The organism is Amycolatopsis sp. NPDC104863 (assembly GCF_055582965.1).
Window position 1 is genome coordinate 631,028 of sequence record NZ_JBVJOW010000005.1, and the last position, 14,768, is coordinate 645,795.

Below are 14,768 nucleotides of genomic sequence, written 5' to 3' on the forward strand. Positions count from 1 at the left end.
GACGAGGTGCGTCAAGGTGACGTTGCCCGGTGCTCGGTAACCTGGCGGCTTGGAATCCTTCCTCCGCGCCTTCACGGCCGCGCAGTCGACGCGCCAGCCGTACCGCGCCCCGACCCCGGCCGAGCTCGAAACGGCCGCGGACGCGTTCGCGGCCTTCCTCGACGGACACCCGCATCACCTCGGTGACCTGGGGTTTTCCGTCGAGGACGACACGCTCGTCGTCCAGGAACCCGGCACCGAACGGGCCTGGGGGCTCTACGCGATCGACCGCTCGGCGCCGCCGTCGCTCGTGGTCGAGGTGCCGCACGCCTCCTCCGACCTGCGGACCGAGCTGATCGGGCTGGCCCTCCACGAGCGCACGCCCGGGGCGGTCCTCGTCGTCGGGGGAGCGCACCGGCGCCGGGAGGACCCCGCGCACGACACCGGGACCGTCTTCCACGTCGTGGCGACGCTGCTCGCCCGCCGCGGCCTGCCGCAGGTCCAGCTGCACGGCTTCACCGACACGACGCTGGTCTCGGCGGACGTCGTCGTCTCCGGCGGCGCCACCGAAGCCGGCGACGCGGCGCGACGGGCCGCCGACCGGCTCGAAACCGCCGGGTTCCGCGTCTGCCGCGCCTGGGCCGAGCCGTGCCGGGGACTGGCGGGGACGACGAACGTCCAGGGCCGGGCCGCCGGCCCCGCGCCGTTCCTGCACGTCGAGCTGAGCCGGACGTCCCGCGAGGCGCGGCGCGACGACGTCGTCCGCGCGCTCGCCGAGGCCGACCTGCGCAAGCCCTAGGTGCCGTCCTCCGGGCGGGTGCTCTCCGAGTGGTTACGGCTCCGACGAGGCCGACGACGAAGCTGCCGACCCGGCGACCTTCGCGGGGGTTCCGCTCGACAAGTCCGTTCTCGACGTCCCGGGCGGAGGGCGGCTCATGCGGGATGATCACCGTTGTCGTTGCCGAGGACCGCGGTTCCGAAGTTGTGACTCAGGCGGAGCGCTCCGAATCACCCAATCGCGGGAAGGGCTTGGTGGAGAACAAGACCTCCACCGAGACCTCGAAGAACTCCGCGATCCGCAGCGCCAGGTACAAGCTCGGGCTGTACTCGCCGCGTTCCAGATAACCGATCGTCTGGTAGTGGACCCCCAGGGCCTCCGCCAGCTGGCGGCGCGAGATCGACCGCTCCGCGCGCAGCATCGCGATCCGGTTGTAGACGACCTCACTCATCACTACCCCACACGCTGCATGGCCTTCTCCCGGCGTTCGGCCAGTGACGAGCCCGCTTCCCGCCTCGCCATCCGGCGCAGCAGCACCGGGGCCAGTGCCAATCCGATCACGGCCCACGCCACGAGCACGCCGAGGGTCGGCCAGGTGCGCCACGACTGGCCGATCTCGACGACCACCGTGTCGGCCGGGAGCAGGGCCGAACGCATCCCGAGGCCCAGCCAGTACATCGGGAAGACCTGTGCGATCCCCTGCACCCACGCCGGCAGCGCGGTGACCGGGTAGAAGATCCCCGAGATCGCGCCCAGGCCCATGATCGGCAGCGTGATCAGCGCGATGGACCGCGGGCTGCTGGTCAGTGACCCCAGCGCGGCTCCCAGCGGCAACGTCGCGAGCAGCCCGATCGCCAGCACCCACAGCAGGTGCAGGTACGACCAGACGCCGTCGGGCGCGAGGGAGTCGAACAGGAACAGGCACGGGACCAGCACCAGCAGGATCCCGGTGACCTGCGCCATGGACACCGCAGTCGTCTTCCCGACCAGGTAGCCGAGCATGCCGTTCGGCGTCGCCTTGGCGCGCAGCAGCGTGCCGTCCTCGCGGTCGACGGCGAGGTAGCCCGCCGCGCTGTTCAGGCCGTTGAACACGATCCCGGCGCCGAGCACGCCGGGCACGGTGGCCGCGCCGAGGGAGAACCCGGTGCCGGGCAGGGTCGCGTTCCGCATGAAGAACAGCGTGCCGAGGAAGAGCACGACGAAGACGAACTGGCCGAACAGGTCGTCTCGGTTGGTCCAGGTCTGCTTGAACTCGATCCAGCCGCGCTCGAGCCCGGCGCGCAGCGCCGCCCCCTGAGCGTTCATCGCGCACCCGCTTCCTGGAGACCGAGCTCCGTCTCGCCGCCGGCTTCGGCGCGGTGGACCAGCGTCATGTAGGTGTCTTCCAGCGACGCCCGCCGGACTTCGAGGTCCGCGACGGCCTCGCCGTGCTGCTTGAACAGGTCGTACACGTACTTCGTGGCTTCGGTCGTCGAGTGGACGAAGCGCTGGCCGTCGAGCGTCCAGCGGACCTCGGCCTCACCGGCGATCTGCCGGGACAGCGCGTCGGCCGAGCCGTCGGCGATGATGCGCCCGCCGTTGAGGATGAGGATCCGGTCGGCGAGCTTCTCGGCCTCGTCGAGGTCGTGCGTGGTGAGCAGGATCGTGGTGTCGAGCTCGTCGGAGAGGCGGTGCACCAGGTCGTGGAACTCGCGGCGCGCCTCCGGGTCGAAGCCCGCGGTCGGCTCGTCGAGAAACAGCAGCTCGGGCCGCCCGACGATGCCGATCGCGACGTCGAGCCGCCGCCGCTGGCCGCCGGAGAGGGTCCGGATCTTCTTCTGCGCGTGCTCGGTGAGCCCCACCGCCGCGATCAGCTCGTCGGCCGGCCACGGCCGCGGGCTCGACGGCGTCGAGTACGGCTCGTAGTACCGGCCGAGGTGCGCGAGCAGCTCGTGGACGCGCCACTTGCCGTGGTCCCGCCAGGACTGGAGCACGACCCCCAGCCGCGCCCGCCAGTCCTCGCCGCCCTGCGCCGGGTCGGTGCCCAGCACGCTCACCTCGCCGGCCGACCGCATGCGGAAGCCCTCGAGGATCTCGATCGTCGTCGTCTTGCCCGCGCCGTTCGGCCCGAGCAGGCACACCACCTCGCCGCGGTGGGCCTCGAACTCCACGCCGTGGAGCACGTCGTTCGTGCCGTAGCGCATCCGCAGCCCGCTGACGCGGACGACGGGTTCCGCCGGATCTCTCATCGCCTGACCCCCATCTGACTGATGCGATCGAATGTAGCACACCTGCTACATATGACGTGAGTTCTGCTGTCCGGGAAACCTGACCGGCGGTCAACCGTTCACCGGGCATGGGAACCTGGCTGGGGCTGGCTCTTCCGGGCGGCGTCGTGATCCTGCTGGTCATGGCCGCGATCGAGCTGCGCCCGCGCAAGAACGGCTCGCGCTTCAAGGCGCGGCTGTCCGCGACCTACATCGAGGAGACGACCGCCTTCCTCTACGGCACCAAACGGCGTGAGCTGGACCACCGGGAGACGACGTCGATGCTCGTCGAGCAGGACGCCGAAGGCGCGCCTCCCTGGCGTGACGTGGACCTGGACGCGGGAACGGCCCGGATCCGGCCGCGTTCGGCCCCGGAAGGGCCGGAAAGCCGCGAGTTACAGTGACCCCATGCCGAACCCCGCACGCGTGCGAGCCGACGCGTGCCCCGGTGTTTTCGCCCCGCACGACGCCGCGGACGGCCCGTTGGCGCGGGTCCGGCTGCCCGGCGGTGCGGTTTCCGCGGCGCAGCTGCGCGCGCTGGCCGACTGCGCCGAAGCCTGCGGGGACGGCGACCTCCACCTGACCTCACGCGGCAACGTCCAGCTGCGCGGCGTGACCCGGCCCGACCTCGCGGGCCGGCTGACCGACGCCGGCCTGCTGCCGTCGCCGTCGCACGAGCGGGTCCGGAACGTCCTCGCGTCGCCGTTGAGCGGCCTCCGTGGCGGCCTCGCCGACGTCCGCGGGCTGGCCGCGTCGCTGGACCGGCGGCTGTGCTCGATCCCCGAGCTGGCGTCGCTGCCCGGGCGCTTCCTCTTCGCCTTCGACGACGGCCGCGGTGACGTCGCCGGGGAAGGCGCCGACGTCTGCTGGCGCGCGCTCGACGCGGACGAAGGAACCCTGCTGCTCGCCGGTGGTGACACCGGACGGCCGGTGGCCCGCGCCGACGCCGTCGCGGCGCTGGCCGAGATCGCGCTCGACTTCCTCCGCGTGCGCGGCTCGGCTTGGCGGGTCGCGGAGCTCGACGACCCGGCCTGGCGGGGAACGCCGGTGCCGCGGCTCCCGGCCGAAGTCCCGGCTGGGCTCGTCAAGCGCGACCGCGGTCTCGCGGCGGCCGTCGTGCCGCGGTTCGGACAGCTCTCGGCCACGCAGGCGCGAGCCCTGGCCGGCTTCGGCCCGGCGCTGGTCACGCCGTGGAAGTCCGTGGTCCTGCCGGACGTGCCCGCCGACGTCTTCGAGCGGCTGGGCTTCGGCGGCGAGGCCTTGGGCACCAGCGCCTGCATCGGGCGCCCCGGCTGCGCGAAGTCGCGGGCCGACGTGCGGGCCGACGCCGTGTTCCGGCCCGGCCTGCGCGCGCACTTCTCGGGTTGTGAACGGCGGTGCGGGAAGCCGTCACAGTCCCATGTGGACGTGGTCGCCGAGGACGGCGGTTACCGGGTCGACGGCCGGTGGATGCCGCTCGACGAGCTGAAGGGAACTCTGTGATCGACTACCTGCGGGACGGTGCCGAGATCTACCGGCACTCGTTCGCCACGATCCGCGAGGAGGCGGACCTGGCGATCCTGCCCGACGACGTGGCGGGCCTCGCGGTCCGGATGATCCACGCCTGCGGCATGGTCGATCTGGTCGACGACCTGCGCTACTCGCTCGACGTCGTCGAGGCGGGCCGCGCCGCGCTCGAGGCGGGCGCGCCGATCCTGTGCGACGCGCAGATGATCGCCAGCGGTGTGACGCGCCGCCGCCTGCCCGCGGCCAACGACGTCGTCTGCACGCTGTCCGACCCCAAGGTCCCGTCGCTCGCCGAGCGGATGGGCACCACGCGTTCGGCGGCGGCGCTGGAGCTGTGGCGCGACCGGCTGCCCGGCTCGGTCGTGGCGATCGGCAACGCGCCGACCGCGCTCTTCCGCCTGCTGGAGATCCTCGACGAAGGGGTCGGCGCGCCCGCGGCGATCATCGGCGTGCCGGTCGGGTTCGTCGGCGCGGTCGAGTCGAAGGTCGAGCTCGCCAAGCAGGCCCCGGCGCCCTACCTGGTGGTGCACGGGCGGCGCGGCGGCAGCGCCATGGCCGTCGCGGCCGTCAACGCCCTCGCGAGCGTCGAAGAATGACCGGCACGCTCTACGGCGTCGGGCTCGGCCCCGGCGACCCGGAACTGATGACGGTCAAGGCCGCGCGCCTGATCTCCGAAGCGTCCGTGATCGCCTACCACTCCGCGCGCCACGGCCGGAGCATCGCGCGGTCGGTCGCCGAGCCGTACCTGCGTGAGGGGCAGATCGAGGAGAAGCTCGTCTACCCGGTCACGACCGAGACCACCGACCACCCCGGCGGCTACGAAGGCGCGATCGCCGACTTCTACGAGCTGAGCGCGAAACGCCTCGCCGAACACCTCGACGCGGGCCGCGACGTCGTGGTGCTCTGCGAAGGCGACCCGTTCTTCTACGGCTCCTACATGTACATGCACGAGCGGCTGTCCGGCCGGTTCCCCGCCGTGGTCGTGCCCGGGGTGACGTCGGTGAGTGCGGCGTCGTCCGTGCTCGGCCGCCCGCTGGTCCAGCGCGACGAGGTGCTGACCGTGCTCCCCGGCACGCTCCCGGCGCCCGAGCTGGCGCGGCGGCTCGCCGACACCGACGCGGCGGCCGTCCTCAAGCTGGGCCGCACCTTCGGCTCGGTGCGGGAGGCCCTCGAAGAGGCCGGGAAGCTCGACGACGCCGTGTACGTCGAGCGCGCGACCTGGGACCGGCAGCGGATCGAGCCGCTGGCCGAGGTGGATCCCGAGTCCGTGCCGTACTTCTCGCTGGCCTTGCTGCCGTCGCCGGCTTACGCGTCCCGTCAGGCTCCCGCCGCGGCGCCGGCTCCTGCGGCCGCCACGGGTGGTGAGGTCGTCGTGGTCGGCCTCGGCCCGGCGGGCCCGGAGTGGCTGACCCCGGAGGCCGTGGCGGAGCTTGCGGCCGCCGAGCACGTTGTCGGGTACGGCCCGTACGTCGCGCGGGTGCCGCAGAAGGCCGGCCAGCAGCGCCACGCGTCGGGCAACCGCGTCGAGGCGGACCGGGCTCGGGAGGCGCTCGAGCTGGCCGCGTCGGGGGCGCGGGTCGCCGTCGTCTCCTCGGGTGACCCCGGGGTCTTCGCGATGGCGTCGGCGGTGCTGGAGCAGGTGTCGCTCGGCCACGGCGCCGGGGTGCGCGTCCGGATCGTGCCGGGGGTGACGGCGGCGCAGGCGGCCGCGTCCCGCGTCGGCGCGCCGCTCGGGCACGACTACTGCGTGCTCTCGCTGTCCGACCGGCTCAAGCCGTGGGAGGTCATCGAGCGCCGGCTGGACGCGGCGGGCGCCGCCGACCTGGTGCTGGCGCTGTACAACCCGGCTTCCAGGTCCCGCACGACGCAGCTGGCTTCGGCGCGTGAGGTGCTGCTCCGGCACCGCGACCCGGCGACCCCGGTCGTGGTGGCGCGGGACGTCGGCGGCCCGGAGGAGGACGTCCGGATCACCACGCTCGGCGACCTCGATCCGTCCACAGTGGACATGCGCTGCCTGCTGATCGTCGGCTCGTCGCGGACCCGCGCGGAGCACGGCGTCGTCTGGACCCCGCGCAGCTACTGACCCAGCCCGGCGTCGCGGGCCCGGGCGACGACGGCCGCCCGGTCGGCCGTGCCGAACTTGGCCAGGACGGCGCAGACGACGTTGCGGACCGTCTTCGGCGCGAGGTTCAGCCGGGCGGCGATCGCCAGGTTGCCCAGGTCGTCGGCGAGCAGGCCGAGGACCTCGCGCTCGCGGGCGGTCAGCTCGGGCAGGCCCGGCGCGAGCCCGGTCAGCCGCGCGTACAGCCGGTCGGCGGCGTCCTCGCCGAACACCGCGGCGCCGCCCGCGACGACCCGGATCGCGCGGGCCAGGTCGGCCGGGCCGACGTCGTCGTGCAGGAGCCCGCGGGCGCCCGCGCGCATCGCCGCGACCACCAGCTCGCCGTCGTCCGGCGCGGTCAGCACCAGCACCGGGGTGCGGCCGGCGTGCCGGATCACCGCGAGCCCGGCGCGGCCGGCGGGCCGGAGCAGGAGGACGTCCGGACGGGCGGCCGAAAGGGCGCCGAGAACCGCGCCCGGGTCCGGCGACACGGACCCGACCACCTCGATACCGTCGGCGGGTGCGGGCACCACCGGCACACCGGCGGCGACGACCTTGAGCAGTTTCCCCAGGCTGCGCGTCATCACACCGTCGTGTCTAACGCAGAAATCCTGTCCAGTGTCGGGCCGGTTCCGGTGAACAATGACCAGAACGCGAAAACGGGGGGACGCCGGTGGCGCGACGTGAGGGGCCGCTCGGGCCGGGCGAGGACGCCGTTGTCGGGTTCGCCGCCGGGCTGCGGCGGCTGCGGGAGGAGGCGGGCGGGCCGACCTACCGGACGCTCGCCGCGCGCGCCGGCTACTCGGCGGCCGCGCTGTCCGACGCCGCGGGCGGCCGCAAGCTGCCCGGGCTCGCGCTCACCACGGCGTACGTCACCGCGTGCGGCGGCGACACCGGGGAGTGGGAGACGCGCTGGCGGGAGGTCTCCGCGGGCCTGACGGCCGGCAGCACACCGGGCCCCGAGACGGAGACCCCGTACCTCGGGCTGGCCGCGTTCCAGCGCACCGACGCCGGCCGGTTCTTCGGGCGCGAGAAGCTGATCGGCGAGCTGACCGCGAAGCTGCGCGAACGCCGGTTCGTCGGGGTGTTCGGCGCGTCGGGCTCCGGGAAGTCGTCGCTGCTGCGGGCCGGGCTGGCCGGCGCCGGGCCGGCGCGGGTCTGCACGCCCGGCGAGCACCCGCTGAGCCAGTGCGCGGACGCCCTCGCCGAGCCCGGCGGCCTGCTGGTCGTCGACCAGTTCGAGGAGGTCTTCACCCTCTGCCCCGACGACGCCGAGCGCGCCGGGTTCGTCGCCGCGCTGCTCGAGCGGGCCGGCGACGAGCACGGCAGCCAGGTCGTCATCGGGGTCCGTGCCGACTTCTACGGCCACTGCGGGCGGCACGCCGAGCTCGTCGACGCCTTGCGCGACGCGCAGGTCCTGGTCGGCCCGATGACCGCGGACGAGCTGCGGACCGCGATCGTCGAGCCGGCCGTCCGGCAGGGGTGCCAGGTGGAGTCCGCGCTGGTCACGACGCTGGTGGCGGACGCGGCCGGCCGTCCCGCCGTGCTGCCGCTGGTCTCGCACGCGCTGCTCGAAACCTGGCGACGGCGGCAGGGCATCACCCTCACCCTCGCCGGGTACGAGGCCACGGGTGGCATCCGCAACGCCGTCGCGCACACCGCCGAAGCCGTCTACGGCGAGCTCGAACCCCGGCAGCAGGCGAAGGTCCGGCAGATCTTCCTGCGGCTGACCGCGCTCGGCGACGGCACCGAAGACACCAAACGACGGCTGCGGCGCCGCGAGCTCGACGACGACCCGGCGACGGCCGAGGTCCTCGAGCGGCTCGCGGCCGCCCGCCTGCTCGCCCTGGACCGCGACGGCGCCGAGATCGCGCACGAAGCCCTGATCCGCAGCTGGCCACGGCTGCAGGACTGGCTCGCCGAAGACCGTGAGGGCCACCGCCTGCACCGCCAGCTCGCCGAAGCCACCGACCTCTGGGAGTCCCTGGACCGCGACGCGGGCAGCCTCTACCGCGGCACCCGGCTCGGCCTCGCGACCGAGTGGGCCGCCCGCTCGCCGGGCGCGCTCACCGCGCGTGAACAGGCTTTCCTCGACGCCGGCCGCGCGCAGGCCACGGCCGAGGCGGACGCGGTCCGGCGGCGCACCCGGCGGCTGCGTCAGCTAGCGGCGCTGCTGGGCGTGTTGCTGATCCTGGCGGGCGTCGCGACGGGCTTCGCGATCGACGCCTCCCGAACGGCGACCGACCAGCGGAACGTCGCGCTGGCGCGGAAAGCCGTCGGCGACGCGGCGGACCTGCGGCAGACCAACCCCGCGCTGTCGGTCCAGCTCAGCCTGGCCGCCTACCGGCTGGCGCCGCTGCCGGAGACGCGGGACAGCCTGCTGGGCGCGTTGAGCACCCCGTTCGCCACCCGGGTCGGTCTCCCCGAACCGCTGGGGCACGACAGCGCGGTCGCCCTCGCCGGGCACCTCATGGTCGTCGCGGGCGCGACCCGGACCGTGCAGGTCTGGGACATCGCCGACCCGCGGCACCCGGCGCTGCTGTCGACCCTGCCGGAGGTCGGCAAACCGCACTACCCCGTGGCGCTCGCCGGGGACGGCCGGATCCTCGCGACTGCGACCGACGACCACGCGTTCCGGCTCTGGGACCTGCGCGACCCGCGGCGGCCGGTGTCCCGCGGACTGGCGCGCGGGCACACCGACACCGTCTACAACGCGCAGATCAGCCGCGACGGCCGCACGCTCGTGACCGCGGGCCGGGACGACACGACCCGGATCACCGACATCTCCGACCCGGACGACCCGAGACAGCTCGTCATGCTCCCCGGTTCCGGGCCGCTGCAGTACGAAAAGGCCGTGCTCAGCCCGGACAGCGCCACCCTCGCGGTGAGCAACGACCGGACCACGCAGCTGTGGGACGTCCGGGACCCCGCGCACCCGGCCTGGCTCTCGACGTTCACCAGCCACACGGACCTGGTGAACCTGGACGCGTTCGGCCCCGACGGGCGGACGCTGGCCACGACCGGCTGGGACGGCCGGACGCGCCTGTGGGACATCGCGGACCCGCGCGCCCCGAAGCCGGTGCGAGACCTGCCCGGCAACGGCATCGTCTGGATGGCGGCGTTCAGCCCGGACGGCCGCACGCTCGCCACGGTCGGCGACGACCAGCTGGTGCGCGTCTGGGACGTCGCGACGGGCCGGCAGCTGACGCAGCTCGCCGGGCACACGAACGCCGCCGTCTGGGTCGGGTACTCGGCCGACGGGCGGACCCTGGTCAGCGGCGCCGCCGACCAGACCGTCCGGCTCTACGACGTCCCGGCCGTGGAGCTGACCCGCGTCTCGGCTCCGATCGGGTTTTCCCCGGACGGACGCGTCCTCGCCGCGTCGGGGCCCGACGACCTCCAGCTGTGGTCGTTCGCCGAGCCGGGCGCGCCGCGCCTGGCCGGCCGGATCAGCGGCCTGCCCGGCCCGGTCACGGCCACGGTCCTGAGCCCGGACGGCCGCACGGTCGTCGTCGCCGTGCTCACCGGGGCCTCGACCGCGGTGGCGCGGGGACTGCTGACGCGGTGGGACGTCTCGGATCCCGCGCACCCCCGGCAGGTCGCGTCGGCGGACGCGCCGAAGACGTACTCGCTGGCCTTCAGCCCGGACGGCCGCCGGCTGGCGACGGGGTACGACAACGGGCCGCTGGCGCTGTGGGACGTGAGCGACCCGCGCCGCTTCGAAGCGCCGGTCGCGCTGCCGAGCCCGTACGCGGGGACGGTGTGGTCGTCCGCGTTCTCGCCGGACGGCCGGATCCTGGCCTACAGCCAGAAGTCGCAGCCCTCGGCGGTGTTCCTCTGGGACGTGGGCCGCGACCCCGCGCGGATCGCCACGCTGGACGTCGGCCTGGGGGCCGCGGGCGCGCTCGCGTTCCGGCCGGACGGGCGGGTGCTGGCCGCGGGCAGCTCCGACCGGACGGTGCACCGCTGGAGCGTCGCCGGCTGGGCGCCGCTGCCCCCGCTGGTGGGGCACACCGACGAGCTCGGCACGGTCGCGTACGACCCGGCGGGCACCCGGATGGTCACGACGGGCTCCGACCGCACGGCCCGGCTGTGGGACGTGGCCGACCCGGCGCACCCGGCCCGGATCGCCGAGTTCGAGCCGGGCGTCACCGGCGGCGCGGTGCTGAGCCCCGACGGCCACACGGTCGTTCTCTCCGGCGGCCAGCTGTGGGAGACGAGCTCCGACCTGGCCGCGGCGGCGATCTGCCGGACGGCGTACCCGGAGATCACAGCGGCGGAGTGGGCGCAGTACCTGCCGGAGCTGCCCTACGAACCACCGTGCGGACAGCGGTGACGACGGACGTGAGCCGGGCCGAGCGGGCGGTGCACCGCCGGATGGCCTTGGCCTGCGAAGCGGCGGTGGCCGCGGGGGTGCCTGGGCGGTTCCGGGCGTGGGAGGAGGCGGGGTTGCTCGCCGTGCTGGCGACCGACCCGGAGCTGGATTTCCTCGCGACGGTGACCGGCGTGACTTCCGAGACGCTGCTTGCGGTGCCCGGCTTCGTGGCCGGGCCCGCCTGGGCGGGAGTCCGGCCGACGGTGGTGTCCGAAGGTCCGCTCGAGGGGTTCGTGCGGGCGCCGGACCGCCTGCTGGCCACCCGGCCGCTGGAGCCGCGTCCCGCGTCCGGCCCGCCTTCGGACGACGTCGATGGCGGCGTCTTCTCGCGGGTTCTGCTGGCCGGGTTCGAGACCCGCGGACGCGTCGCCGAGTTCATGGCCGCGGAACACCGGCACCCGGCGGTCCGGCGGTTCCTGGTGCTGGAACGGGAAACGCCGATCGCGGCGGCGGCCCTGACGATCCACGACGACGTCGCCGTGCTCGGGGCCGCGTCGACCCTGCCCGGGCACCGCGGCCGCGGCGCGCAGGCCGAGCTGCTGCGGCGCCGCCTTCAGGTGGCGGGCGAAGCGGGGTGCACGCTGGCCGTGGCGACGGCCCGGCCCGGGTCGGTCAGCGCGGCCAACCTCGGGCGGGCCGGGTTCCGGCTCCACCGCCGTCCGGCGTGGACCCGGCCCTGACCTAGCGCGTCGGGTCCTTGCCGTTCGGCTGCCGCGGTCCCGGACCCGGTGACCACCATCCCGGCACCGTCTTCTCCCCGTGCACCACCGTGGGCGCTATCCCCTCGGTGAACGGCTCGATCTGCAGCAGCTGGCCCCACGACTGGCTCGGCTGGCCGATCAGGTAGCTCGGCACTTCCGGCTCCTCGGCCAGCTCCTCGAGCCAGCCGATCGGGCCGCCGTTCGTCGAGGACGCCCACTCCGCCTCGTCCGCCAGGCCGCCCGCCGTGATGCGGTACTCCGGGACCTGGGAAATCCCGTCGTGGGACGTCACCGGCTGGGCGCACGGGTACACGAACGACGCCGGCCAGTCGATGTACACCGGCTTCGTGCCGATCTTGTCCGTCAGCGTCGTGAACGTCGGGACGCGCGGGGCCGACGCCGCGATCCAGCCGTCCTCCGTCAGGTCGTTGTCGACGATGTTGATGCGGACCGCGTTCGTCTCCGGGGGGAGGTCGCGCAGGTTGATGCGGGTGTCGTTCCAGCCACCGGTGCCCGAGCCCGGCGGGAGCATGAACTGGCTGCGGAGGATCTTCACGCCCTCCGGGGTGTTGACGCCGTAGTCGAGGCTGACCGACGTCGGGCGGCGGGCGGCGCCGGCCGTCGCCACCACGACCTGGCCGTCCGCGGGCTTCTCCGTCAGCGCGTACCAGTCGCTGCGCAGGCGGCCCGCGCGCGTCTCCGGGTCGAGGAAGCTCGACCACATCGGCACGGTCTCCGGGGTGAACCCGTGCGGCGGCTCGGCGAGCGGGTCCTTGTCGTCGACCGGGCGGGTGTGGAAGCCGGTCTGGACGCGGCCGTTGTCGCGGTCCGGGTTCGGCAGCGGCGAGTTCTCCGGCGGCTTGGTCTCCTCGGCGACCGTCCGCTGCTCGGCCTGCGGGTGCAGGATGGACGTCGCCGCGTCGCGCTCGACCATCACGTGGTCGGAGAGGTTGCAGCTCTTGCCGAAGACGTGCCCGACGTTCGCCGCGCCCAGGCTGTAGCTGCCGGCCTGGTTGTGGATCGCCCACGCCATCGTGACGAACTCGCCCGCCGCCACCAGGCCGCAGACCACCACCAGCGACAGCGACCCGAGCCGCAGCGCGCGCAACCGGCCTTCTTGCGGCTGTGCGGTCAAGCCGGGCCGGTGCGCGCGGACGTTCTCCACGAACGCGTAGATCCCCGCGATCGCCGCCGCCACCAGCAGGATCGTGGACAGGCCGATGCCGCCGATCGACGGCGCCACGTTCGTCCACTGGACACCGAGGCGCGAGACGAACCAGTAGGTGTTGGGCCCGGTCGCGGCCAGCGCGGCGACCACCAGCAGCCCGGCGAGGAACGCGGCGCGGTTGCGTTTGGACCGCAGCACCGTCGAGCTGGTCGCGAGCGCGGTCAGCGCCGCCATCGACGCCCCGACCGCGGCGAACGCGCCGAAGTGGTGCGTCCACTTCGTCGGCGTCAGGGCCAGCAGCAGGAAGAACAACGCCGTGGTGCTGATCAACCGGCGCGCGGGCCCGAGGGCCGCGCCCTGGATGCGGCCCCGGCGCAGCAGCATCACCAGGCAGGTCGCCGTGCAGAGCCCGACCAGCAGCACCGGGAACCGGCGGGGCGCCGAGCCGTCCGGCAGGTCGGCGAAGAGCAGCTGGTACCGCGCCAGCTCCTGGAACCACGACAGGTTCGGGCCGACCTGGGTGCGGATCCGGGTGGCCTCCTGCACAGTCGCGAACGTCTGGTCGGCGAACACCACGACGAGCACCAGCAGCCCGGCCGCGGCGACCGGGGCCAGCACCGGCAGCCAGCCGCTGTCGTTCGCGCGCTGGCGGACCAGCTTGAACAGCGGGCGCGCGGCGACCAGGAACGGCGCCACGGCGATCAGCCCGGTCGGCGTCGCGGCGAGGGTGAACCCGGCCGCGGTCAGGCCGAGGCACAGCGGCAGCAGCCGCCGCGTGACCAGCGTGCGTTCCACCGCGCAGATCGCCAGCAGCGAGCCGAGCGCGGCGACCGGTTCCGGGCGGACGCCGTTGTTGTAGGGCATCCACCAGATCAGGAACACCGTCGCCGCGGCCCAGCTGGCCGGGCGGCTGGTGCGGATCTGGGTGCCGAGGCGCGGCATCACCTCGCGGCTGATCAGCAGCCAGCTCAGCACGCCGAGCAGGAACGACGGCAGCCGGATCCACGGCGGCACCACGCTGACGTGCGCCATCAGCTCGAACACGTGGTAGAACCAGCCGAACGGCGCTTCGGCGACGCCGAACCAGCGGTGGTAGTTCGTCAGGAACCCGGTCTGCTCGGTGACCCGGGCCATCGTGAGGATGTACCCGTCGTCCGAGGTCACCGGGCCGATGAAGACCCACGCGCCGAGCGCGACGATCACCGTGGTGTCCCGCAGCGTCAGCCGCCACCAGCCGACCGGCGCCCAGCGCGGGGCGCGGCGGGCGAAGCCGGAGTCGCGGCGCCAGACCGCGATCATGCAGCCGATCAGCGAGAGGATCGCGAGCACTCCCACAGCGATCTTCAGCGCGGTCGGCGACGTCTGGTAGCGCGTGTCCGGCACGACCGAGACGTGCAGGCCGGCGATCGGGTCCTTGCTGGAGTTGATCGAGGAGTAGATGCCGACCACGCGGGGCCGGACGTCGCCGTCGGCGTGGAAGATCGGCGTCCCGGCCACGGCCAGGGTCATCTGCGACGCGTCGACGTCCAGCTCGACGTCGCACTTCTCGGCGGGCAGCGGCTGCTGGGCGATCTGCTGGCCCTGGCTGGAGGCGAACAGCACGCCGTTGTCGACCCGCAGCTGCAGGCCGACGCCCTTGCCGGCGTTCGGGTCGGTGCGGCCGTCCGGCACGGTGGCGAACAGCAGGCCCGGGCCGCCGGTGCGGGCGTCGACCGAGCGGATGGCCGCGCACGGCAGTTCGGCGCGCAGGTCCTGGGCCCAGTACCCGGTCAAGGGCGCGTTGACGGAGCGGGTGTCGCTGCCGGTCGGCCAGACGACCTCCGCCGTGTCCTGCACCACCGGCAGGAAGGGGAAAGCCAGCGCGCACAAGGCCGAGAGCAACCCCAGCGCTACGGCAATCAGACGCATCGGCGC

The 14,768-nt window shown here is 74.0% G+C and carries 12 protein-coding genes; 7 read left to right on the top strand and 5 right to left on the bottom strand.

Annotated elements, in window-relative coordinates; genetic code table 11:
* Positions 1 to 49: 49 nt before the first annotated feature.
* Positions 50 to 778, top strand: coding sequence for a hypothetical protein (locus ACZ63J_RS29805; RefSeq protein ID WP_465401158.1), 729 nt, complete (start codon positions 50 to 52; stop codon positions 776 to 778).
* A gap of 190 nt (positions 779 to 968) precedes the next feature.
* Here the strand turns inward: ACZ63J_RS29805 and ACZ63J_RS29810 are convergent, their stop codons facing one another.
* From ACZ63J_RS29810 to ACZ63J_RS29820, 3 genes are read right to left on the bottom strand one after another with little or no spacing between them, the layout of a single operon-like run.
* Positions 969 to 1,208: a helix-turn-helix transcriptional regulator gene (locus ACZ63J_RS29810; RefSeq protein WP_348955493.1), complete on the bottom strand. Its 240-nt coding sequence runs from the start codon at positions 1,206 to 1,208 to the stop codon at positions 969 to 971.
* A 2-nt stretch (positions 1,209 to 1,210) separates the two neighbouring features.
* Entirely contained in the window at positions 1,211 to 2,062 is an 852-nt protein-coding gene (locus tag ACZ63J_RS29815; protein WP_465340842.1) for an ABC transporter permease, read from the bottom strand.
* Positions 2,059 to 2,985, bottom strand: a complete 927-nt coding sequence (locus ACZ63J_RS29820; RefSeq protein ID WP_465401159.1) for an ABC transporter ATP-binding protein — start codon at positions 2,983 to 2,985, stop codon at positions 2,059 to 2,061. The genes ACZ63J_RS29815 and ACZ63J_RS29820 overlap by 4 nt, the downstream gene beginning before the upstream one ends.
* A gap of 107 nt (positions 2,986 to 3,092) precedes the next feature.
* On the opposite strand from ACZ63J_RS29820, the gene ACZ63J_RS29825 reads away from it, so the two are divergent.
* From ACZ63J_RS29825 to ACZ63J_RS29840, 4 genes are read left to right on the top strand one after another with little or no spacing between them, the layout of a single operon-like run.
* Entirely contained in the window at positions 3,093 to 3,407 is a 315-nt protein-coding gene (locus ACZ63J_RS29825; protein WP_465401160.1) for a DUF6191 domain-containing protein, read from the top strand.
* Between the two features lie 4 nt (positions 3,408 to 3,411).
* Entirely contained in the window at positions 3,412 to 4,485 is a 1,074-nt protein-coding gene (locus ACZ63J_RS29830) for a precorrin-3B synthase (RefSeq protein WP_465401161.1), read from the top strand.
* Positions 4,482 to 5,105, top strand: coding sequence for a precorrin-8X methylmutase (locus ACZ63J_RS29835; protein ID WP_465401162.1), 624 nt, complete (start codon positions 4,482 to 4,484; stop codon positions 5,103 to 5,105). The genes ACZ63J_RS29830 and ACZ63J_RS29835 overlap by 4 nt, the downstream gene beginning before the upstream one ends.
* Positions 5,102 to 6,592: a precorrin-2 C(20)-methyltransferase gene (locus ACZ63J_RS29840; protein ID WP_465401163.1), complete on the top strand. Its 1,491-nt coding sequence runs from the start codon at positions 5,102 to 5,104 to the stop codon at positions 6,590 to 6,592. The genes ACZ63J_RS29835 and ACZ63J_RS29840 overlap by 4 nt, the downstream gene beginning before the upstream one ends.
* Here the strand turns inward: ACZ63J_RS29840 and ACZ63J_RS29845 are convergent.
* A complete protein-coding gene (locus ACZ63J_RS29845) occupies positions 6,586 to 7,194 on the bottom strand; it encodes a LuxR C-terminal-related transcriptional regulator (RefSeq protein ID WP_465401164.1) in 609 nt (202 codons plus the stop codon). The genes ACZ63J_RS29840 and ACZ63J_RS29845 overlap by 7 nt on opposite strands.
* A gap of 89 nt (positions 7,195 to 7,283) precedes the next feature.
* Here ACZ63J_RS29845 and ACZ63J_RS29850 point away from each other — a divergent pair, with 89 nt between their 5' ends.
* Positions 7,284 to 10,946: an nSTAND1 domain-containing NTPase gene (locus ACZ63J_RS29850; protein ID WP_465401165.1), complete on the top strand. Its 3,663-nt coding sequence runs from the start codon at positions 7,284 to 7,286 to the stop codon at positions 10,944 to 10,946.
* Positions 10,943 to 11,665 carry a GNAT family N-acetyltransferase gene (locus tag ACZ63J_RS29855; protein WP_465401166.1) on the top strand — a complete coding sequence of 241 codons (723 nt, stop codon included), beginning with the start codon at positions 10,943 to 10,945 and terminating at the stop codon, positions 11,663 to 11,665. Before ACZ63J_RS29850 ends, ACZ63J_RS29855 begins: the two co-directional genes overlap by 4 nt.
* Before the next feature lies 1 nt (position 11,666).
* Here the strand turns inward: ACZ63J_RS29855 and ACZ63J_RS29860 are convergent, their stop codons facing one another.
* Entirely contained in the window at positions 11,667 to 14,762 is a 3,096-nt protein-coding gene (locus ACZ63J_RS29860; protein ID WP_465401167.1) for an arabinosyltransferase domain-containing protein, read from the bottom strand.
* Between the last annotated feature and the right edge of the window lie 6 nt (positions 14,763 to 14,768).

Coding starts and splice junctions, on each gene's coding strand:
- ACZ63J_RS29810 (WP_348955493.1), bottom strand. CDS start 1,208: ATGAGTGAGGTCGTCTACAACCGGATCGCGATGCTGCGCGCGGAGCGG.
- ACZ63J_RS29815 (WP_465340842.1), bottom strand. CDS start 2,062: ATGAACGCTCAGGGGGCGGCGCTGCGCGCCGGGCTCGAGCGCGGCTGG.
- ACZ63J_RS29820 (WP_465401159.1), bottom strand. CDS start 2,985: ATGAGAGATCCGGCGGAACCCGTCGTCCGCGTCAGCGGGCTGCGGATG.
- ACZ63J_RS29825 (WP_465401160.1), top strand. CDS start 3,093: ATGGGAACCTGGCTGGGGCTGGCTCTTCCGGGCGGCGTCGTGATCCTG.
- ACZ63J_RS29830 (WP_465401161.1), top strand. CDS start 3,412: ATGCCGAACCCCGCACGCGTGCGAGCCGACGCGTGCCCCGGTGTTTTC.
- ACZ63J_RS29840 (WP_465401163.1), top strand. CDS start 5,102: ATGACCGGCACGCTCTACGGCGTCGGGCTCGGCCCCGGCGACCCGGAA.
- ACZ63J_RS29845 (WP_465401164.1), bottom strand. CDS start 7,194: ATGACGCGCAGCCTGGGGAAACTGCTCAAGGTCGTCGCCGCCGGTGTG.
- ACZ63J_RS29860 (WP_465401167.1), bottom strand. CDS start 14,762: ATGCGTCTGATTGCCGTAGCGCTGGGGTTGCTCTCGGCCTTGTGCGCG.